Here is a 19,495-nt window from a genome sequence, read left to right as displayed (position 1 = left end):
TTCACCGGCCTGCCTCCGGGTTCTCATACGGTCACTTTCCGTGATGCCACCAACTGCTCTGGTACGATCACCCGTACGGTAGGTGCCGGATCGGGTATCACCGGAACTGCTACATTTACTCCTACTTCCTGCCCGAATATCAACGACGCAACGGTCACCGTAACCCCTACCAATGGAACCGGGCCATATACTTTTGCGATGGATGGCGGCCCGGCACAGGCTACCGGCCTGTTCACCGGTGTTACGGCAGCAGCACATACTTTTGTAATCAGGGATGCCAATAACTGCGTGGGTAATGTGGCGGTAAACGTATTGCAGGGGCCGGCCCTCACCGCAACGGCTACCACCACCGCTACCTCCTGCCCTACCAGGAACGATGGTACCATTACAGTTACCCCTACCGGAACGGGACCATATACTTATACGCTCAACCCGGGTAACGTGATACAGACCAGCAATGTATTTACCAATCTTGGCCCGGGCACTTATACCATCAGCTTTATTGCGGGATCGGGGTGCGGTGGCAACGTTACGGTAAATCCGGTTGTAGCTGCGGGTCCTTCCCTGAGCTCAACTGTTACTACTGTACACCAGCCGGTTTGCGCCAACATCAATGATGGTTCAATCACCATCGTACCGGGTGGCACAGGTCCTTACAGTTTCACGCTTACACCTGGCGGTACTCAAACCAGCCCTACATATACCAATCTTGCCCCTGGCCCTTATACCTATACTTTCACTTCTGCCAATGGCTGTACAGGTTCGGGCTCCTTTACATTGAATTCCAATCCTCCATTAAGATCACCTTCGGTGAAAGTGATGCCATCCTGCAACGGAAACAACAATGGCAGCATCACTTTCAACATTAGTGGTGGTGTGGCCCCGTATCAATATGCACTGGCTCCTTATGCAACCTATCAGACCAGCAATGTATTCAACGGGCTGATTGCCGGAACCTATAATTTCCGCATAAAAGATAATGTAGGTTGTACAAAAGATACCAGCATCGTTCTCGCAGAGCCAACAGTATTGACAGCATCGGCTACCAACACCAAAGTAGCTACTTGTAATGGCAATGATGGAACCATCACCGTAACCGGTGGTGGCGGAACCACACCTTACCAGTATTCGATCAATAACGGATTGAACTACCAATCGTCCAATATTTTCATAGCTCCGGATACGGGCTTCTATGCCAATGTGAAAGTGAAAGATGCCAAAGGTTGTGTTACCAATACAACCGTTACGGTAGCATTGCTGGACACCATGAGGCTTGAACTCGGACCGAACCAGACCATTTGCGTAGGTAGTTCGGTCACCTTGCAACCACAGACGAATCCCCAGACTACTATCTTCAACTGGACGGCACTGAATGTTCCTTTAACTTCTTTGAATGATCCTAAAGTTAAAAACCCGGTGGCTACACCTCAGGATACGGCGATCTATACATTGAATGCCCAATGGGGTATCTGTAAACGCCAGGATGTGATCACCATCAATGTACTGCACAAACCGATCGTAAGTGCAGGGCTGGATACGGCAATCTGTAACCAGGCTACGCAAACCATTCCATCCGTGGCAACGCTGATGGGTAGCGCAACCGATCTTTCCGGTACGGTTAATTATGGATGGGAACCAGCCAATAAAGTTTCGTTCCCGACCCAGCCTGTTACACCGGCTAAAACAGACAGTACACAGCAGTTCATTCTTACTGTGACCGACAACTACGGCTGTAATTTCGTGGTAAAAGATACTGTAACAGTATTTGTCCAGCCGCCTGTGCAGGCATTTGCTGGCAGGGATACGATTGCCATGTATGGCAGGCCACATCAGCTCATGGCAAGTGGTGGTACCGGTTACCTTTGGTCACCCGCCGCCCCGCTCAACGATCCACGGCTGCAAAATCCTTTGGCTACACTCACAGCCGATACAAGGTTTACAGTTGTTGTTACCGATATCGCAGGTTGCGAAGGATACGATACAGTATTCGTAAAAGCCTATGAAGGTCCCATGTATCATGTTCCGAATGCTTTCAGTCCGAACGGCGATGGCCGCAACGATATCTTCCGTGCAATACCGGCAGGAATTGCCAGCACCGATTACTTCCGGGTATTCGACAGGTTTGGTATCCTGATGTTCGAAACCAACCAATGGCTGAAAGGCTGGGATGGTACTTACCGAGGCAGGAAGCAACCGGTAGGCACCTATGTGTGGATGGTGAAAGGCAAGGATCACAATGGCCGTGTGGTGGAGCAGAAAGGGACGGTGATCATCGTACAATAAAAAAATTACAGGTATTGAGCGGGCAGGTGCAGTAGCATTTGCCCGCTTTTTTTGGGTTGACTACCACGGGTTGACTACCGAAGGTTGACTACCGCAGGTTGACTACCGCGGGTTGACTACCGCGGGTTGACCACTCATCAGGTTATACACACCTATCTTGAAAACAAAACCAGCCCTGCCAGCCATACCATTTTTCATGAACAATGCAGCACCAGCCCGCTTTTCAGAAAAAAACTGCTCCTCATACACTACTCACTTCAGGTATATTTTGCAAAAACCATCATTTTAAATTGCGAGATAGTTGCTTATTTGAATATTTTTATTAGTTTTGCCCTACGTAATTGATACATAGTCGTTTTACGGCAAAACTAACCTCAAGATCCTTTTGAAATTACCCCTAAAATTTCAATATTCTCTGTACCTCTAATTCACCTTCCTATTAATTACTGCAGTTCAGTTAATTATTTCATCCTGAATTGATTAAATATCAATTTCAAGAAAAAAAATTACACAAAATCGTACTAATATAGATTTAAATACGTTGTAAGAACGAAATTTATATTGCAACTATAAAACAGTATATGTCCAGAATTATATTATTTGTTTTCATATTATCTCAGGTGGTTTTGTTTGGTACTTCATGTACTACTACCAAACAAACTGCTTATTTCTATAATGTAAAAGACACATTACTGACCAGGGTGACCGACGATATTCAACCACGTATCCAACGCAATGATATCTTAAGTATATCTATCAGCAGCCTGAACGCGGAAGCTTCCGCAATTTTCAATACTCCGAACGCGAGTTCGGGCGCCACTACCACTTCAGCCGGAAGCACCACCAATGTTTCGGGTTACCTGGTAAACAGTGATGGAAACATCCAGTTGCCGATCCTGGGTAATATCAAAGCGGCAGGATTGACCAAAAAACAATTGAAGGATGGTATTACCAACCTGATACTGGATAAAAAATTACTGATAGACCCTATCGTAACCATCCGTCACCTCAACTTTGAAGTGACCGTGATCGGGGAAGTTGCGAAACCTACAGTGATCACCGTACCGAATGAAAAGATCTCCCTGCTGAAAGCATTAGGCCTTGCAGGAGATATCACTGTATACGGTAAAAAAGATAATGTATTGCTTATCAGGGAATATGATGGCGACAGAACGATCAGCCGCATCGACCTGAATTCACCGAAGTTCCTTACTTCCGATAACTATTATCTCCAGCCGGGCGATATCGTTTATGTGGAAGCGAACAAGGATAAAGTGGAAAATGCCAAAAGCAATAAAAATGTATTGCCTTCCGTGCTGAGTGGCTTGTCGATAGTGGCAATATTATTAGACCGTTTAATTAAATAAGAGGAGTTTTAAAGGATATGCAACCTAAAACAAATAAGAGCGCATTGCAGGCTGATGAGAGTTTGGTAACACAGTTATTTTCAAAATACCTTGCTTACTGGCCTTTGTTTCTCATTGCCGCTGCCCTTGCTATCGGCGCTGCATATACTTATTTAAGGTACACCATTCCACTATATGAAGCTACCGCTACCCTTATCATCAAAGATGAAAAGAAAGGGAACGAAGATTCAAAGATGGTAGAACAGCTGAACATGGCTGGTACCAAAAAGATCATTGAAAATGAAGTGGAAGTCCTGCAATCAAGGACCCTGATGAACGAAGTAGTTAAAAATCTTCACCTTTACGCCCCGATCTATCGTGAAGGAAAGATTAAGGCTGTTTCTTCCTATACAACCAACCCCGTAACCATCGAAGCTGCCAATCCTGACGATTTAAAGCCCGTTGGGAAAGTTTACCTTCGTTATGACAATAGCAAAGGTGATATTTACCTGAACGAAAAAAATGCAGGAAAAATCAACGAATGGTTGAATACTTCGTACGGAAGGCTTAAATTTGCGCCGAATACAAAATATAAACCTGACGAGGAGAACGATTACGGCCGCAAATTTTATTTCTCTTTGAGGCAAACCAAGGATGTGACCAAGTCGATCCTCGGCGGACTGAAAGTAACAGCAGCGAGCAAATTGTCCAGTATCATCAACCTGTCTTACAGGGATGCGGTACCGGAAAGGGCGGAAGATATTTTGAACGAACTGATCAAAGCATACAACAAGGCCGGTATTGAAGAAAAGAACAGCCTTGCCAAAAGCACGCTCAACTTCGTGGAAGAAAGGCTGAATGCAGTAGCGCATGACCTTGATTCTATCGAAAAGAACGTACAGCAGTACAAGGCATCCAGCGGAGCTACTGATATCAGCGCACAATCTCAGATGTACCTGCAGAATGTAAGCGCCAACGATCAGAAAATGGGCGAACTGGACATGCAGCTCGGGGTGATCAACCAGGTGGAAAAGTTTGTAACAACCAAGGGAGGTGCATTACCGTCTACTGTTGGGATGAGCGATCCTGGATTGAACCAGATGATAGGCGAACTGAGTGCTTCGGAGATCGAATACGACAGGTTGAGCAAGACAGTTGCTGAAAATAACCCGATGCTGGTAGCGGTTGCAGACAAGATCAACAAGCTGAAGCCGGCGATCATGTCGAACATCCAGAGCCAGAAGAACAACATCATGGCAAGCAGGAGCAACCTCTCCGCTACTACAGGAAAGTTCAACGGAATGCTGAGCAATATCCCGCAGAAGGAAAGGCAACTGGTAGAAATGAGCAGGGATCAGAACATTAAAAACGGAATTTATTCATTCCTTTTACAGAAAAGGGAAGAAAGTGAATTATCATACGCTTCTACATTATCCGATAGCAGGGTGGTAAACAGCGCACAGTCATCGAGAGGGCCGGTTAGCCCGAACAAAATGCTGATCTATATTGCAGCAATGGCCGTAGCGGGTGGAGCCTGTATCCTGTTCATCAGCGCAAGGGAAGCTTTCAGCCGTAAGGTTTTGTACCGCAAGGACCTGGAAGCATTGACCAACGTAACGATACTGGGAGAAGTCGCCTATAACAAATCGAACGATTCGATCCTGATAGAAGCAGGTAAAAGAAGTTTCATAGCGGAAGAATTCAGGAAAATGAGGGTCTCCCTTCACTTCCTCGGAATCAATGCAAAGAATAAAACCATACTGGTGACATCCAGTATACCCGGAGAAGGAAAAAGTTTTGTGGCAGCAAATCTGGCCATCAGCCAGGCACTTACTGGTAAAAAGGTAGTACTGGTAGATCTGGATCTACACAAACCATCACTCGGCAAGTTGTTTGACAAGCATGATGAACAAGGTGTAAGCGATTACCTCGTCGGTGAAAGCGAAGCCGAAGACATCATCAACAGGATACCGGCCTACGAAAACCTGTTTTTCGTTTCGGCAGGCACATTACAGGCAAATCCATCGGAATTGCTGGTAAACGGAAAGATAGAGCCATTCATCGAACACCTGAAAAGTATCTTCGATGTGGTGATCATCGATACCGCACCTGTAATATTGGTTACCGATGCGTTCATCCTGACTGATTATTGCGATGCTACATTATATGTAGTGCGTCATAAATACACTCCGAAAATGATCGTTAAGAGAATTGACGAGAATATGAGGATCAACCCGCTGAAAAATCCGGCACTGATCTTCAACGGGGTTAAAGTAAGAGGTTTCTTCAAAAATAATTATGGCTACGGTTATGATTATGTGTACGGTGGAAAAGAAACCAGGAAAGAAAAAAAAGAGCGGAAAGAAAGAGAGGCTATCAGTAAAAATTATAATTAAGTTCCTGTTTTAAAGTAAAATATCCCACCAAAACCTACAACCAGAGACGAAGAAATTTCGTACTTATGGGTCCTTCACCAATCCTACAAAAAAACTACTCCTTTAAGTAGATATCCCACCAAAACCGATTTTCGGGAAACGAAAGTATTTCGTAACCGCGGAAACGCCACCAATCCTACAAAAAAACATAGAAACATCATCATCATCCATTGAGAGACTGCATATTTTTTAACCAAAAAATTTACCAAAATGAAAAAAAATTGGTATGCAGTTTACACAAAGTCACATTGCGAAAAGAAAGTCGCTACTTTGTTACAGAAAAAGAAAATCGAAAATTACTGTCCGCTTAACCGTGTAGTAAACCCATGGGCCGACAGGAAAAAACTCGTTTTCGAACCTTTGTTCAAATCATTTGTTTTCGTACGCAGTACAGAAGAAGAAATGGCAGACATCAAAAAGACCAGCGATGTGGTAAACTTCGTTTACTGGTTGGGCGAGCCGGCTGTCATTAAAGATATTGAAATTGAAAGCATGCAGCATTTCCTGGATCAGCACAGCAATGTGACCCTCGAAAAAACAGCAGTGAACTCCAACGATATGGTACGTATCACCAGCTCTCCCTGGATAGAGTCTGAGGGAAACGTAGTTTCAGTCCACAGCAATAAAGTAAAAGTATCCCTACCCTCTTTGGGCTATGCGATATCTGCCGAAGTGAAAAAATCACATGTGGAGATCCTGGATTACTCTTACCAGCTTAAGAACAAAGTTTCTTAACTGATACAAAAAAATTGTATCATAGCTCCCTGCTATAACGTATTAAACCTGAAAATGAAAAACTTGCAAAAAAAGGAGATGTAGCCGTCTTCTTTTTTTGTATAAATTACATTTTAATTTGAAACCAAAGTAAAACTGATGAGTGTAAGAAACATGGCCGCGTTCCTTGTGTCCAGTGCCCTGCTATTGACCGGGAAAGTAAAAAAAGCCTGCAAAAAGGCACACGACGGCCAGTACATCATTTCAGTTTATTTCCATTCGCCTGATAAGAAATTATTCACTTCCTGCGTAAAATGGTTCCTTAAAAACGGGTTTACTTTTCTTTCCCTCGACGATATTGAAAACATTGCCAATGGCAAAAAAACTTTTCCGGGATCCGGAGTTGTGTTCACTGTAGACGATGGCTGGCGCAGCAATAAAGAAAATATCGCCGCAGTGGCGAATGAATATAAAGTTCCGGTAGCCATCTTCGCTTCCACCCAGCCCATCGAAAAAGACGGGGCCTATTGGTGGTCGTATATCGGCAAGGCCAAAAACGACGGGCTCATCAGCCAAAGTATCCGGGACCTGAAAAAAGTTCCCAATGAAGAACGGGTGGCCATTCTCGAAAAAGTAAAAGAAACCGTCGCCCTTCCACGCGAAGCCCTGACAGTAGAGGAACTGAAAGAGATCTCGGCAACACCTTATGTACACATCGGCAGCCATACCGTTACCCATCCGATCCTTTCGCAATGCCCGGATACCACATCAGCGTTTGAACTCACAGAATCAAAACGCAAACTGGAAAGCTGGCTGAATAAAAAAGTAAACCACTTTGCTTACCCTAACGGCGAATTCAGGCAAAGGGAGATCGATATATTGAAAAAATCCGGTTATACCCTTGCATTCACCACAGTTCCCGATTACCTTACCCCGGAGAGCCTGCAAAAACCTTTCGAACTGCCAAGATTTGATGTACTGGAAAACATTTCCTTTACAGAAAATATCTGCAGGATGACCGGTGCATGGTTCAACAGAAAATTATTATAACCAAAGAGAATGAGTGTTTCACTGATCTTATCGTTTTTAACTGTCGCAATTTTTCTTGTCTGGATGTTTGTAACCAGGGATGATAAGAACAGGCTGTTCGTACAATTCATCCTGGTGGCCTATCCTTTTCTCAACGCATATATTCTTCCGGGAAAATTTGCCATGAACGGCTTCAACCTGCTCGTTTATATTTTCGCTTTTTGTTTTTACCGCCGCCGCCGGGATGTACATCTCAAAAATAATGGCATCGCATTCACCACATTGTTTATCATATTACTGGTAAATATTCTCGTCGGGCTCTTCCTGGCCGAAAGCCTCGGCGACGATACCTTACGCGATATCCTCGACTTCTTCCCGATCTTCATTTTTGCAAAAATAGTCACCGACGAATGCCTGGAAGACCCATCATTTTTTTACAAGATCATCGCATGCCTGCGCATCACCCTGATGGTTTCGTTCTTCTTCCTGTGCTGCCAGTTTGTACTCGGTGTTTCTTTTACCTTATCAACTGTACAAAATCCCAACATGTCGGGTGATGTAGCCCGCTACCCCGGCTTCTTTTCCGATCCTCAGGTGTTCTCGCAATACCTGGCCGCCATGAGTTTTTTGTGCCTGATCAAAAATCCGGAAGACGAACGCCTGCCAATATTGAATTATGTGTTGCTGATATTTTCCGTAGTGGCCATCATGTACACCGGTGGACGCGGGGGACTTGGCGGATGGGCAGCAGGTTTCTTTTTTGTGTCCATGTTCGGCAATTCCAGATACCGCACCTCGGCCATCATCACTGCTATATTGTTATTCGGGATCGTATATGCTTTCGGCGATAAGTTCGCGGTTTTTCAACGCGGGGATAACCTGAATGACTCTTACGAAGACAGGCTAAGCATCTGGAAAGATGCCTTCCAGATCTATCTCAACAATCCATTCTTCGGTATAGGCCTCGGCAACTATTCCAATTATGTATCGGTGCACAACCCCGATCAATTCTGGATGGTAGGTACCGAAGTGGTATATTATGATCACCCCGAAAGCGGTTACCTGAAATTGCTGACAGAGCTTGGATCATTCGGGTTCCTCAGTTTCCTCGGGTTGATATTCGTGCCCATTTTCCATGGGATATTTCTCTATCTCCGCAAAAAAAATATCGCCATCATTTTACTCATCGCTGCGGTGCTGAGCTGGATGGTAGCCTTCTATACAGTGTATTCATTGGGCGACGTGCGTATGAAATTGCTGATAGTAACACTAATTTGTTTAATCATCACCAGTTCGCAGCGGGTACAATTTGAAGAAGATGCTGAAAAAACTATCTAACAATATCGGTGCGAAACTGAAAACGAACCTGGTTAAAAATAGCTTCTGGGGTATTTTTTCCAACATTTTCCAAAATATACTTTTCAGTGTTTTCTTTATCATTGTGGCCAGGCAATACACTACGGAAGATTTCGCCCATTACATTATAGCCAATACACTTTACGCCACTGTTGTGGGTTTTGCGTCATTGGGGCTTGGCAACTGGTTCATCCGCGAACTCATCAATACCGATGACAAGAACAGCCTCATCGACAAATTTTTCAAGATACAGCTGTACGTCGGCGTCATCTTTTACATCGTCAACATCATCATGGCGTACACGCTGTATGACAACCAGCTGATCCGGAACCTTTCGCTCATAATCGGCATCAACGTCATTTTTGACAATGTGATCTATGTGATCAAGTTCATCAACGTAGCACATTACGAACAGAAAAAAACATTCGTGATACTTACAGTGGAAGCAGTGCTGAAATTCCTGCTGGCCTGCGTGCTGTTCTTTTACCCCATCAACATCTTCTACCTGTCTTTTTTCCTGATAGCGCTACGCCTGATCACGCTCAACCTGTTCATAAAATTCGGCAGCTCGGGATTGATCAATCTCCGCCATATCCTCACGGTAAAAGTGAAGATGACCGAACTCAAGACCATTATTGGAAAAAACTGGGCCTTTGCCATCATCGCCAGCATATCGGTAGTGTACTGGCGGGTGGGGAGTATCATCGTTTCAAAAGTAATCCCATTGGGTGTGACGGATTATGAGATATCCTTCAAATTCTTTTCACTGGCGGAAATATTGCCCGTGATCGTTTCCTCCTCCCTCTACCCTCTCCTGCTCAATGCTTATAAAAAAAGCGCCGCCGATATGAGCCAGGTTTATAAAAGGGCTTTCATCGCTTACGCCTTGTTCGGCTTACTGGCATTCACTTTCATGTATTCTTTTTCCGATCTGCTGGTGCCCTTATTGTTTGGTGAAAAATATGCCGGCACAGCCATTTATTGCAAAGAAATGTTCCTTACCATCCTCGTTTTCCCTACGGCATTGCTGCAGGCGAATGTGATGATAACGCTCAAACTCGAGAACCTGGATATGATCGGAAACGTGGGCAGCCTGGTGATCAACCTGCTGCTGTGTTTTATTTTATTCCAGTTTTACCACACATTATCCGTGGTTAATTATGCGATCTTCTTTTCGTTCCTGGCATTTCACATCATGCAGGATGTAGTGCTGGTGCGCCGCAAAATGACTAACATCGGCCATGTGCTGCTATTTTATATTGCCAGCGCCGCGATAGTTGTAAGCTATTATTACCTTTCGGAAATTATGAACCCCTACTGGTTGTTTTTTACCTTCTGGCCCGTGACAGGATTATTATGTTGGGCGATATTTGCGAAATATTTCAAAAACGGCTTCGGGTTATCGCCGGCCGAATAAACTTATACTGAAAAGTAATTAAATACTATAAAAAGCGTTTAGACAATTCAAATGGTTGTACTTTATTATACCTCTACCAGTTTTTTAGATGTTATTCTGGAAACGATCCAAAGCCTGAAACACCAGGTGGAACTGCATGTGATGATAGAAATATCGGAAAACTCCAAGCAGAAAGGTACCATCGTGAACGTAGCTGAAATACAGCATTTCAAAGACCTGGAAGATCCCGAAGTATTGCTGGGCAAAGAAAAATGGGCCATGCTTAAAGACTATTTCACAGGGGTTGCCAGCGTAAAATTTGTAGTGCAAAAAAATCCAAAGAGCATTTCTTTCAGCACTTTAGGTGTGGGAAGGATCGTGGGTAAATACATGCGCAAAAACAAAGTAGAAATTGTTCATTTCGATACCATCTCTATCCGTGCACTGGGGTTGGTTCCCTATCTTATCAACAAAAAAGTTTTCATCACTTTCCACGATCCCGTTCCGCATTCGGGCGAGCTCGACTGGCGTGATACCTTGGTCAATAAAGTATTTATTCCAAAAGCTTCCGGCTTTTTCTTTTATTCCGTTTATGCGGAAAATGAATTTAAAAAACATTTTACCAGGGTGAAAAAGCAGACATATAGTATGCGTTTACATCCGTATACATACATTTCCAAACTTTTAAAAGGCGTAGATACGCAGCCCCGGCCCATCCTTTTTTTCGGACGGTTATCGTACTATAAAGGCATCGATCTCTTACTGGAAGCTATTCCGAAAGTATTGGAAGTATATCCCGATGAAAAATTCCTGATAGCAGGAAGTGCGTCTTATGGTTACACCCTGGATGATACAGTGGTGAAAACCTATCCTGCTAATATTCAGGTCATTTCAAAATATTTACTCACCGAAGACCTGGTAGAACTGATAGAGCAATCGAAATTCATCGTTTGCCCATACCGCGATGCCACACAAAGCGGTGTGTTGATGACGGCGCTGGCCGCAAAAAAAATGGTAGTGGCTACCAATGTAGGATCCTTCAGCGAATACATTGACGATAATGTAAACGGCCTGCTGGCCGAGCCTACACCCGATGCCATTGCAGCGAAGATCATAGAAGCGTTGACAAATGACCATTACCTGGAAATAGAAAAAAATCTTGACCCGCGTTTTTCCGAAGCCGCGGGCAAAGACAACGAACAAAAATTTTTAACCGCCTATAAAGCCGCTCTAAAATAATTCAGCCGATGCGTGTGATGATACTTGTTCCGGCGCTGCCGCTCAATACAGACGACATCAGGGGTGGCGTGCACTCGGCAGTGGCCAACCTGTTGCGTGGTTTTGTGCAGTTACCCGTAACCGTTAGGGTGGTTTCATTCAACAAAGAGGTCAGCAGCGAACAACGCAGCCGGTTTTCAGATAATATCGAGATCGTATATTGTCCCGAAGGCCGCTTCCCGCTTCACTCGCTCAATTATTTACTGAAATGTGCCCCACAGGTGCGGAAACATATCGGGGAGTTCAGGCCAGACCTGATCCATTACGAAGCCAGCGATGCCTTTCTTTTTACCAAACTGTTCGGGCTGCGTGGTGTAAAACATCTGCTCACCATTCATGGCATCGCCATGGCGGAAGGAAAAGTGAACAAAAATTTCCGTTACAAAATGAGTTCGTATTTCAACGGGCTGGTGGAGAAGATCATGTTCCCGAAAAATATCATTCATCTCTCCAGCTATTCTGTAAGGATGTATGGAAGATTGAAGATCAATAAATACAGTATCATTCCCAATGCGGTGATGGAAGGCTATTTCGCCTTGCCGGTAAAAGAAGCCACCGAAAACAAACTGTTGTACATCGGCGGTATCGACCGTAATAAAAATATACTTTTCCTGCTCAAAGGCTTGAAGGAAATGCGGGATCGCCAAAAAACATTCACCATCGATATCCTCGGAGGTTTTAAAGACCAGGAATTTGAAAAGGAAATAAACGAATACATACGTTTACATGCCCTTGCACCCTACTTGAATTTTCATGGCTGGGTGCCGCAATCCGCCGTGATGAATATTGTGGCCGGTGCCGACATCCTCGTAGTATCTTCCCTGCAGGAATCTCTGCCGATGGTAATAGCAGAATGTATGTCGGCGGGAAAAACAGTCATCGGTTCCACCGTTGGTGGCATTCCCGAAATGATCAGCAATGATGTAAACGGGTATCTTACCGATAATACCGATGTGGGAACACTCGTGGCAGCGCTGGATAAATTACATAACAACACCGAAAAGGTAAAAGCCTTATCATTGCAGGCCAAAACCGACGCTACCAACCGTTATCATTGCCGGAGCGTAGCGGAAAAAACATTGTCCTTTTACAAAGAATTGATATAAAAACAAACATAAAAAATATTTACACCCTGTAAAACAAACTGAAGACATGGTACGATTTCATAAAAAGTTTTATTTCTTAAAAGTATACGAGAACTGGTTCACCTATAAATTCAATTTTTTCAGGCTCTTCACGCTGAACAGCTACCTGCATGTAAAAAATACAGATGGTAAAAAAGTGATGGGCATCGCGAAAAATACACATACCGTAGAACTTGATCTGACGCAGGATGTGGAAACTATCTACGCCAATTTCAGGAATACGGTAAAGCAGGAAATACGTAAGTCTGAAAAAGAAGGGGTAGAATGTAATTTCCGCCAGGACCTGAAAGATGAATTCATCCCGTTTTACAATGAATTTGCGAAAGCGAAAGGAATATATCCTACCAGTCACAAAAGGATCGAAGAGCTGGGTGAAAATATCAAGATGAGTTATGCATTTTATAACGGCGAAATGATCGTAGCGCACAGTTACCTGGTAGATAAGGAAGTGGGCATCGCAAGGTTGTATCACTCCGGTTCCCGCAGGCTCGATGAAACCATCGACCGGAATGTGATCGGGCGAGCCAATAAACTACTGACATACAAAGACATCCTGTTTTTTAAGGAAGCAGGTTACAAGATCCTCGACTTCGGCGGATACGTTGAAAACACGGAAGACAAGAGCATGAAAGGTATCAATGAGTTTAAATTATCATTCGGCGGACAAGTGGTGGAATGCCTGAATTATAGCTCACCTTTATATTACATCATGAAAGCGGTAGCCGATAAGATCGACCGCAGGTATTAATTTCAACCGGGCAGAACTTTCGTGCGATTCTATTCGTACCTTATGTTGCCAAGCTATATGAATTATGAATTTTCTACAGAAGATATATGATAAACTTACTGTCAAGCAGTGGAATATCGGCCTGGCCAGGGTGGATATCCGCGAGCTGATACGTAACAAAGAATCCAACATAGAGTATACCTGGTTGCCGGCCGGCCCTGCCAAACGCTTTTTTGCCGACCCCTTCATTTTCAGGAACGACGATGGAAATATCAACGTGATCTATGAAGATTTCTCCAACGACGACCAGTATGGAAAAGTGTCGATCACGACTGTAGACAAGGATTTCAGGCCTTTGTTCACTAAAGAAATCCTGGATACCAAAAGCCATCTCTCCTACCCCAATGCATTTGTTGCCGAAGGCAAAACTTACGTTATGCCCGAATCGAGTATGTCGGGTGCCATCCTGCGCTACGAATATGACTTTGCGAAGAAAGAACTGAAAAATGCCATCACCATCATCAACGAACCATTACTTGATCCTACAATCGTTTTTTTTAATAATAAATACTGGCTTTTTGCCACCAAACGCGGCCCCGGGAGCAACAACAAACTCTACCTTTATCATTCCGGCAAACTGGAAGGCCCGTGGACACCACATATCAAAAACCCCGTAAAAGATTCATTTTACAATACCCGCCCTGCGGGAAATTTTGTGATCGTGGATGGAGAATTATATCGTCCTGCACAAAACAGTATTGATTATTATGGTAAAGCTGTGGTCATCAACCGCATCAATGCGCTTACAGAGGAAGATTTTGGCGAAGAAGAACATATGTTGTTGAAAGCGCCCCGTCATACGGATTATAATTTTGCCTGTCATACCCTCAATTACCTCGACGATATCATCGTGATAGACGGCCTCAGAAGGAAGTTCATGCCCTTCAAGCAGCTGGAAATTTATGCACAAAAATTGCTTAAGAAAGGCAAATAGCCTATCTTAATCCCGTGATCCGTTAGATCCGGGTATCCTCCGAAAGTCCCTATAAATCTGGCCTACAGCCCGGCTATGCAATTCTGCCGCCGATATTTCTCCTCTGAATAACCTCCAGGCAATTCATAACCAACATTTTATCCGTAAAACAGCTCTATGCCATTAACGAATGCATTGACCACCAGGTACAGGATCTTTCTTTTTGATGCCGGTTACAAAGGATACACCAGGGCTTTTCTGGAAACACTTTATGAAGTTCTCCAGAAAAGGAAGCTGAAAAAAATCGGGGTCATTCATCCTGATCTCAGCGACAACCTCGAAGCTACCAAAGCAAAATCATTGTACAAAGATGCGCATGAAAATCAGCCATCATCGTTTTACATGCTTAAAAAAGCGTTCCGGCGGCTGCAGCTCAAAGCGCAGGGCATTCATATGCTCGACATAGGCTGCGGAGCGGGAAGAGTGCTTACTTTTGGCATGTTACTCAGGTTCAAACGCGTGACAGGCGTGGATCTCGACGAAGAAGGCATCAGGAAGGCCATATGCAACTGCAGGAGAATGCAGGAGAATGGATATGCTACGGATTTTGACATTTCGGCGGCCGATGCGTGCAACCTGAAGATCCCGGATGATGTGAACCTCATCTATATGTTCAACCCCTTCGGCGAAAAAACCATGAACACCGTGCTGGACGGCATCATTTCCCACGTAAAAAATACCGGGAAGGAATTACATGTGATCTATTCAAACCCAACTCATAAGGCAATATTTGATGGAAAACCGGAAGTGACAAAGATCCATGAGAGTTTTTTTAAGAACAAAAAACCAGACGTAGCCATATATAGAATTAAGAGTGAAAGATAATTGCATTTTTCCCATTCTTAATTCTTAATTCTTAATTCTTAATTGTTCTCGTATACAATAATTTTATCAAACGACGTTATAGTAGCAGGATGCTCGTTATTCGTATTAATACGATTCATTCAAATGTGAATCTTATTTAATAATAAATTGAGAATCTTATAATTACTCCTAACCGGGTAGTGATTATCCTATAAATATTTAATAATTTTACAGTATAAGTTTACCAACATACCTCGCCCACAAAACTATGAATGATGTATTAAAATATTATTCCAAGAACAATCTGCTTACCAACCGGAAATTAAAGGAAGTAGCTTCCTTGTATGAACTGGATAGCAAGAAGCTGTTGGAAAAATATAACGACGCATTCATTGCACTCGTAAAAAGTGCAATGAAACATTCGGCTTTCTACAAAAAATTATATCGCGAACATGGCATCGGCATCAGGGATATAAAAGATCTGTCTGATATCAACAAACTACCCATACTCACCAAGAATGATATCAAGAACCATGTGGATGATATCTACCATGGTTCCAAGATCTTAAAATCGGTTGGTTATACCAGCGGTACCACGGGTTCGCCACTTACCATTTTCCGTTCGCCCTTGAATGTTGTAACAGAGCAGGCATATATCCGCCATTACCGCTCCATGCATGGGTATAAACTGGGGCAACCATTGCTGGCCATCCGTGGTATGCTGGATCGTAATACTACGCATAAGTTCAACAAAAAATCAAACATTTTATATATCTCCAGTCCGAATATAAATTCCGGCACTATTGAATTTTATTACGGCCTCATCAAAGAATTTGCACCAGTGGCTGTGGAAGCTTTTCCCAGTTACCTGCATCATATCTGCAAGGAACTGGAGAAGAAAAACCTTCCGCTGCACATTCCGAACGCATTCACTTCCTCCGAAACATTGTATGGTTTTCAACGGGAAAGCATCGAAGCGTTTTTAGGAGCGAAGATCCACGACTGGTACGGCAATGCAGAAAGGACGATCCTGCTGGCGCAAAACAACCAGGATAATTATTATCCTTTACCGTTATATTCCATCAACGAATTTCAGCACAACGCGATCATCACCACCGCGTTGAACAATATACAGTTTCCGTTCATCCGTTATAAAGTAGAAGATAAGATCATTGTGGAAGGAGGGGATCTTTTGCAGAATATAGTAGCACCAAAAATACTGAGCATCGAAGGAAGGGCGAGCGAAACGATCGACCTTAAAGATGGCAGCATCGTGGGTTGTATCGATCACGCGTTTAAAGGCGTAAGCAACCTGGAGGCGGCGCAGGTACACCAGTACAGCGTAGACAAACCACTGGATGTCTTGCTCGTGGTGACACCTTCATTCGGCGAAGCCGACCTCAGCATCATCCGAACCAAAATGACCAACATGGTGGGCAAGGATATGCCGTTTACTTTCAGGTATGGTACTTACGAAGACCTTACCTTTTCGGGCAGTAATAAATTCAAGCTTTTGGTAAAGCATAATAAACCAAGAGTATAAGCTAATGATTGAAAAATGATACCTGCCACCGGTTGATACCCGTGGCGTATCATTTTTTTTATAAATGACATGGCCAAAAAAAGCAACATACTCATACTGGGCCCCGTACCCCCACCCGCAGGCGGCATCAGCATTCACATCTGGCGATTGAAACATCTGCTGGATGATGTTTACTCCATTGACCTCGTGGATGAAGCGCCGCAACGCAAACCGGAATTCTTCAACATCCGGAGCCTCGATATTTTTACTTATTTAAAAAAGATCGCAGACTCCCATCTTCTGTTTGTCCATAGCGGCAACAGGTTATTCAAAAAGATCCACATTATTACCGGAAGATTGTTTGGGAAAAAAGTCATCATTACATTACATGGATATGGCGCCAAAAGAAAACAACCATTCCGTTTCTGGGATGAAACGGTTTTCAAACTGGCGCATAAGATCATACTCGTCAACCCTACCATCACGGAAAGGATATCATTGCCTGCAAAAAAATGCATCGTCAAACATGCCTTTCTCCCTCCCGTAATGGAACAGGAAGCGGCGTTACCCGAAGTGATCAGCGCAAGGGCAGATATGGCTAACGCGAACGAACAAACGCTTATTTGCGCCAACGCATCAAGGCTGGACCTACACAAAGGCGAAGACCTTTACGGGCTGGATATGTGCATAGAAACTACCAGGAGGCTTGTGGCTAAAGGGATTCCGGTGAGTTTCATCTTTACCGTGTCGGCGATAGACGGATGTAAGGACAGGTACGATGCGGCACAACAACTCATCCTCGAACACAACATACAGGATCATTTCCTTTTGGTAAATGGTGTCATACCGTTCGTGAAATTGGTGGAGCGTGCCGACGTAGTATTGCGGCCTACCAACACCGACGGTGATGCGTTGACAATCAGGGAAGCTTTATTTTTGGGCAAAAAAACACTGGTATCGGATGTAACGGAACGCCCCGCGGGTGCGATCCTGTTCAGGACCAGGGACTTTGACGATCTTGAAACCAAACTGGCTGCAATGCTCCGATCGGGCCACAGCGGCCGGCACAACATCACCGGTACTGCAGCAACATTGAACAATTCGTTCAGGGATTTTTATGTAACCCTGATAGATCATGTACTAAACAACAGCAAAGAGGAATTAACCGCAGCGGTCACCGCTGAAAACAAAGAGAGCATCCTGATATGACGGCTACAAAATTTAAAAGATCCTTTAAAGAACTGACCGCATTTTGCGAAGCAGAAGAATTTAAAGGATATGATCCATATGACGGTTTGAACAGCAGGCTTTTTCAGAAGATGCCTTTCATCCCCAAAAGCAGGTTCATGCGCCTTGCATGGATACAGTTTTTCAAACGCTCCCCTATCAACTTCAGGAAGATAGCGGGGGTGAAGAAAGATTACAATCCGAAAGCATTAGGTCTTTTTTTATCGGGTTATTGTAATTTATATAAAACGGATGCTAACCCGGCACATCTTGAAAAAATGCAGTTGTTCATTGAGCAGATCAATCAAACCGTGAGCAAAGGTTATTCAGGAGCCTGCTGGGGCTACAATTTCGATTGGGAAGCCAGGGCCTTCTTTCAACCGAAAGGCATGCCAACCGTAGTAGCATCTTCTTTCATCGCGAATGCATTGCTGGATGCGTATGATATTACCGGTGAAGCATCGTTGCTGGCAACAGCCAGGGGCACCTGCGATTTCATGCTGAAAGACCTCAACCGCACGTATGATGAAAGAGGGAACTTTTCGTTCTCTTATTCACCCTTGGATAAAAGTGTTGTGTTCAACGCCTCGCTGCTCGGCAGCAGGCTGCTGGCAAGGGTTTACAGCTATACAAAAGAACCATTGCTGGCCGAAGAGGCAAAGAGGTCGGTAACATTTTGTTGCGGTTATCAACAGGAAAACGGAGCCTGGGCCTACGGAACATTACCCTTCCATCAATGGATCGATAATTTCCATACCGGCTACAACCTTGAATGCATTGATGATTACATGAAATATACCGGCGACGAAAGTTTCAGGATGTATACAGAAAAAGGATTTGAATATTACATCAAGACTTTTTTTACAGAAGAAGGCGTTCCGAAATATTACAGCAATTCGACCTACCCGGTAGACATTCATGCGCCGTCGCAGCTGATCATCACGGTAAAAAAAATGCGGAAGACCGCATCCAGCGGCGAAGTGGTAGACAGGGTGATCAACTGGTCGATTGATAACATGCAGGATAAAAAAGGATATTTCTATTACCAGATAAATAAGTATTTCACTTCCCGGATCGCATACATGCGCTGGTCGCAGGCCTGGATGTTTTATGCGTATAGTGTGTATTTTTTGCCGGAGGCAAAAAATGTATGATGTAAGATGTATGATTTTTTTCGGATCGAAGTCATTTTCCAAAACT

The 19,495-nt window shown here is 43.9% G+C and carries 15 protein-coding genes; all 15 read left to right on the top strand.

Annotation, left to right across the window (positions count from 1 at the left end; genetic code table 11):
- The coding region (locus EGI32_RS08615; protein ID WP_255154988.1) for a gliding motility-associated C-terminal domain-containing protein at nucleotides 1-2,283 on the top strand (2,283 nt) is incomplete at its 5' end.
- Nucleotides 2,284-2,864: 581 nt separating this feature from the next.
- A complete protein-coding gene (locus tag EGI32_RS08610; RefSeq protein WP_255154987.1) occupies nucleotides 2,865-3,650 on the top strand; it encodes a polysaccharide biosynthesis/export family protein in 786 nt (261 codons plus the stop codon).
- Between the two features lie 17 nt (nucleotides 3,651-3,667).
- Nucleotides 3,668-6,025 carry a tyrosine-protein kinase gene (locus EGI32_RS08605; protein ID WP_255154986.1) on the top strand — a complete coding sequence of 786 codons (2,358 nt, stop codon included), beginning with the start codon at nucleotides 3,668-3,670 and terminating at the stop codon, nucleotides 6,023-6,025.
- Between the two features lie 249 nt (nucleotides 6,026-6,274).
- The gene (locus EGI32_RS08600) at nucleotides 6,275-6,799 is read left to right on the top strand and encodes a UpxY family transcription antiterminator (protein ID WP_255154985.1); all 525 of its coding nucleotides are present in this window, start codon (nucleotides 6,275-6,277) and stop codon (nucleotides 6,797-6,799) included.
- A gap of 138 nt (nucleotides 6,800-6,937) precedes the next feature.
- Complete coding sequence (locus tag EGI32_RS08595; protein WP_255154984.1) at nucleotides 6,938-7,828, top strand: polysaccharide deacetylase family protein; 891 nt, start codon at nucleotides 6,938-6,940, stop codon at nucleotides 7,826-7,828.
- A gap of 9 nt (nucleotides 7,829-7,837) precedes the next feature.
- Nucleotides 7,838-9,145 (top strand): O-antigen ligase, encoded by a 1,308-nt coding sequence (locus tag EGI32_RS08590; RefSeq protein ID WP_255154983.1) that lies wholly within the window; start codon nucleotides 7,838-7,840, stop codon nucleotides 9,143-9,145.
- The gene (locus EGI32_RS08585; protein ID WP_255154982.1) at nucleotides 9,126-10,580 is read left to right on the top strand and encodes an oligosaccharide flippase family protein; all 1,455 of its coding nucleotides are present in this window, start codon (nucleotides 9,126-9,128) and stop codon (nucleotides 10,578-10,580) included. The genes EGI32_RS08590 and EGI32_RS08585 overlap by 20 nt, the downstream gene beginning before the upstream one ends.
- Nucleotides 10,581-10,631: 51 nt before the next feature.
- Nucleotides 10,632-11,798 (top strand): glycosyltransferase family 4 protein, encoded by a 1,167-nt coding sequence (locus EGI32_RS08580; RefSeq protein WP_255154981.1) that lies wholly within the window; start codon nucleotides 10,632-10,634, stop codon nucleotides 11,796-11,798.
- An 8-nt stretch (nucleotides 11,799-11,806) separates the two neighbouring features.
- Nucleotides 11,807-12,943, top strand: coding sequence for a glycosyltransferase family 4 protein (locus EGI32_RS08575; RefSeq protein ID WP_255154980.1), 1,137 nt, complete (start codon nucleotides 11,807-11,809; stop codon nucleotides 12,941-12,943).
- Between the two features lie 46 nt (nucleotides 12,944-12,989).
- Nucleotides 12,990-13,730 carry a hypothetical protein gene (locus EGI32_RS08570; protein WP_255154979.1) on the top strand — a complete coding sequence of 247 codons (741 nt, stop codon included), beginning with the start codon at nucleotides 12,990-12,992 and terminating at the stop codon, nucleotides 13,728-13,730.
- A gap of 64 nt (nucleotides 13,731-13,794) precedes the next feature.
- Nucleotides 13,795-14,703 carry a hypothetical protein gene (locus tag EGI32_RS08565; RefSeq protein WP_255154978.1) on the top strand — a complete coding sequence of 303 codons (909 nt, stop codon included), beginning with the start codon at nucleotides 13,795-13,797 and terminating at the stop codon, nucleotides 14,701-14,703.
- 156 nt (nucleotides 14,704-14,859) lie between these two features.
- Entirely contained in the window at nucleotides 14,860-15,567 is a 708-nt protein-coding gene (locus EGI32_RS08560; protein ID WP_255154977.1) for a class I SAM-dependent methyltransferase, read from the top strand.
- Nucleotides 15,568-15,814: 247 nt separating this feature from the next.
- On the top strand, nucleotides 15,815-17,089 hold the full coding sequence (locus EGI32_RS08555; protein WP_255154976.1) for a hypothetical protein: 1,275 nt from the start codon (nucleotides 15,815-15,817) through the stop codon (nucleotides 17,087-17,089).
- A gap of 69 nt (nucleotides 17,090-17,158) precedes the next feature.
- Nucleotides 17,159-18,277, top strand: coding sequence for a hypothetical protein (locus tag EGI32_RS08550; protein WP_255154975.1), 1,119 nt, complete (start codon nucleotides 17,159-17,161; stop codon nucleotides 18,275-18,277).
- Complete coding sequence (locus tag EGI32_RS08545; RefSeq protein WP_255154974.1) at nucleotides 18,274-19,449, top strand: hypothetical protein; 1,176 nt, start codon at nucleotides 18,274-18,276, stop codon at nucleotides 19,447-19,449. The genes EGI32_RS08550 and EGI32_RS08545 overlap by 4 nt, the downstream gene beginning before the upstream one ends.
- Nucleotides 19,450-19,495: the final 46 nt, after the last annotated feature.

The organism is Ferruginibacter sp. HRS2-29 (genome assembly GCF_024343615.1).
Taxonomy (GTDB): domain Bacteria; phylum Bacteroidota; class Bacteroidia; order Chitinophagales; family Chitinophagaceae; genus Ferruginibacter.
The sequence above is the reverse complement of the archived record's forward strand: the minus strand, read 5'-3'. Positions and strand labels throughout refer to the sequence as shown.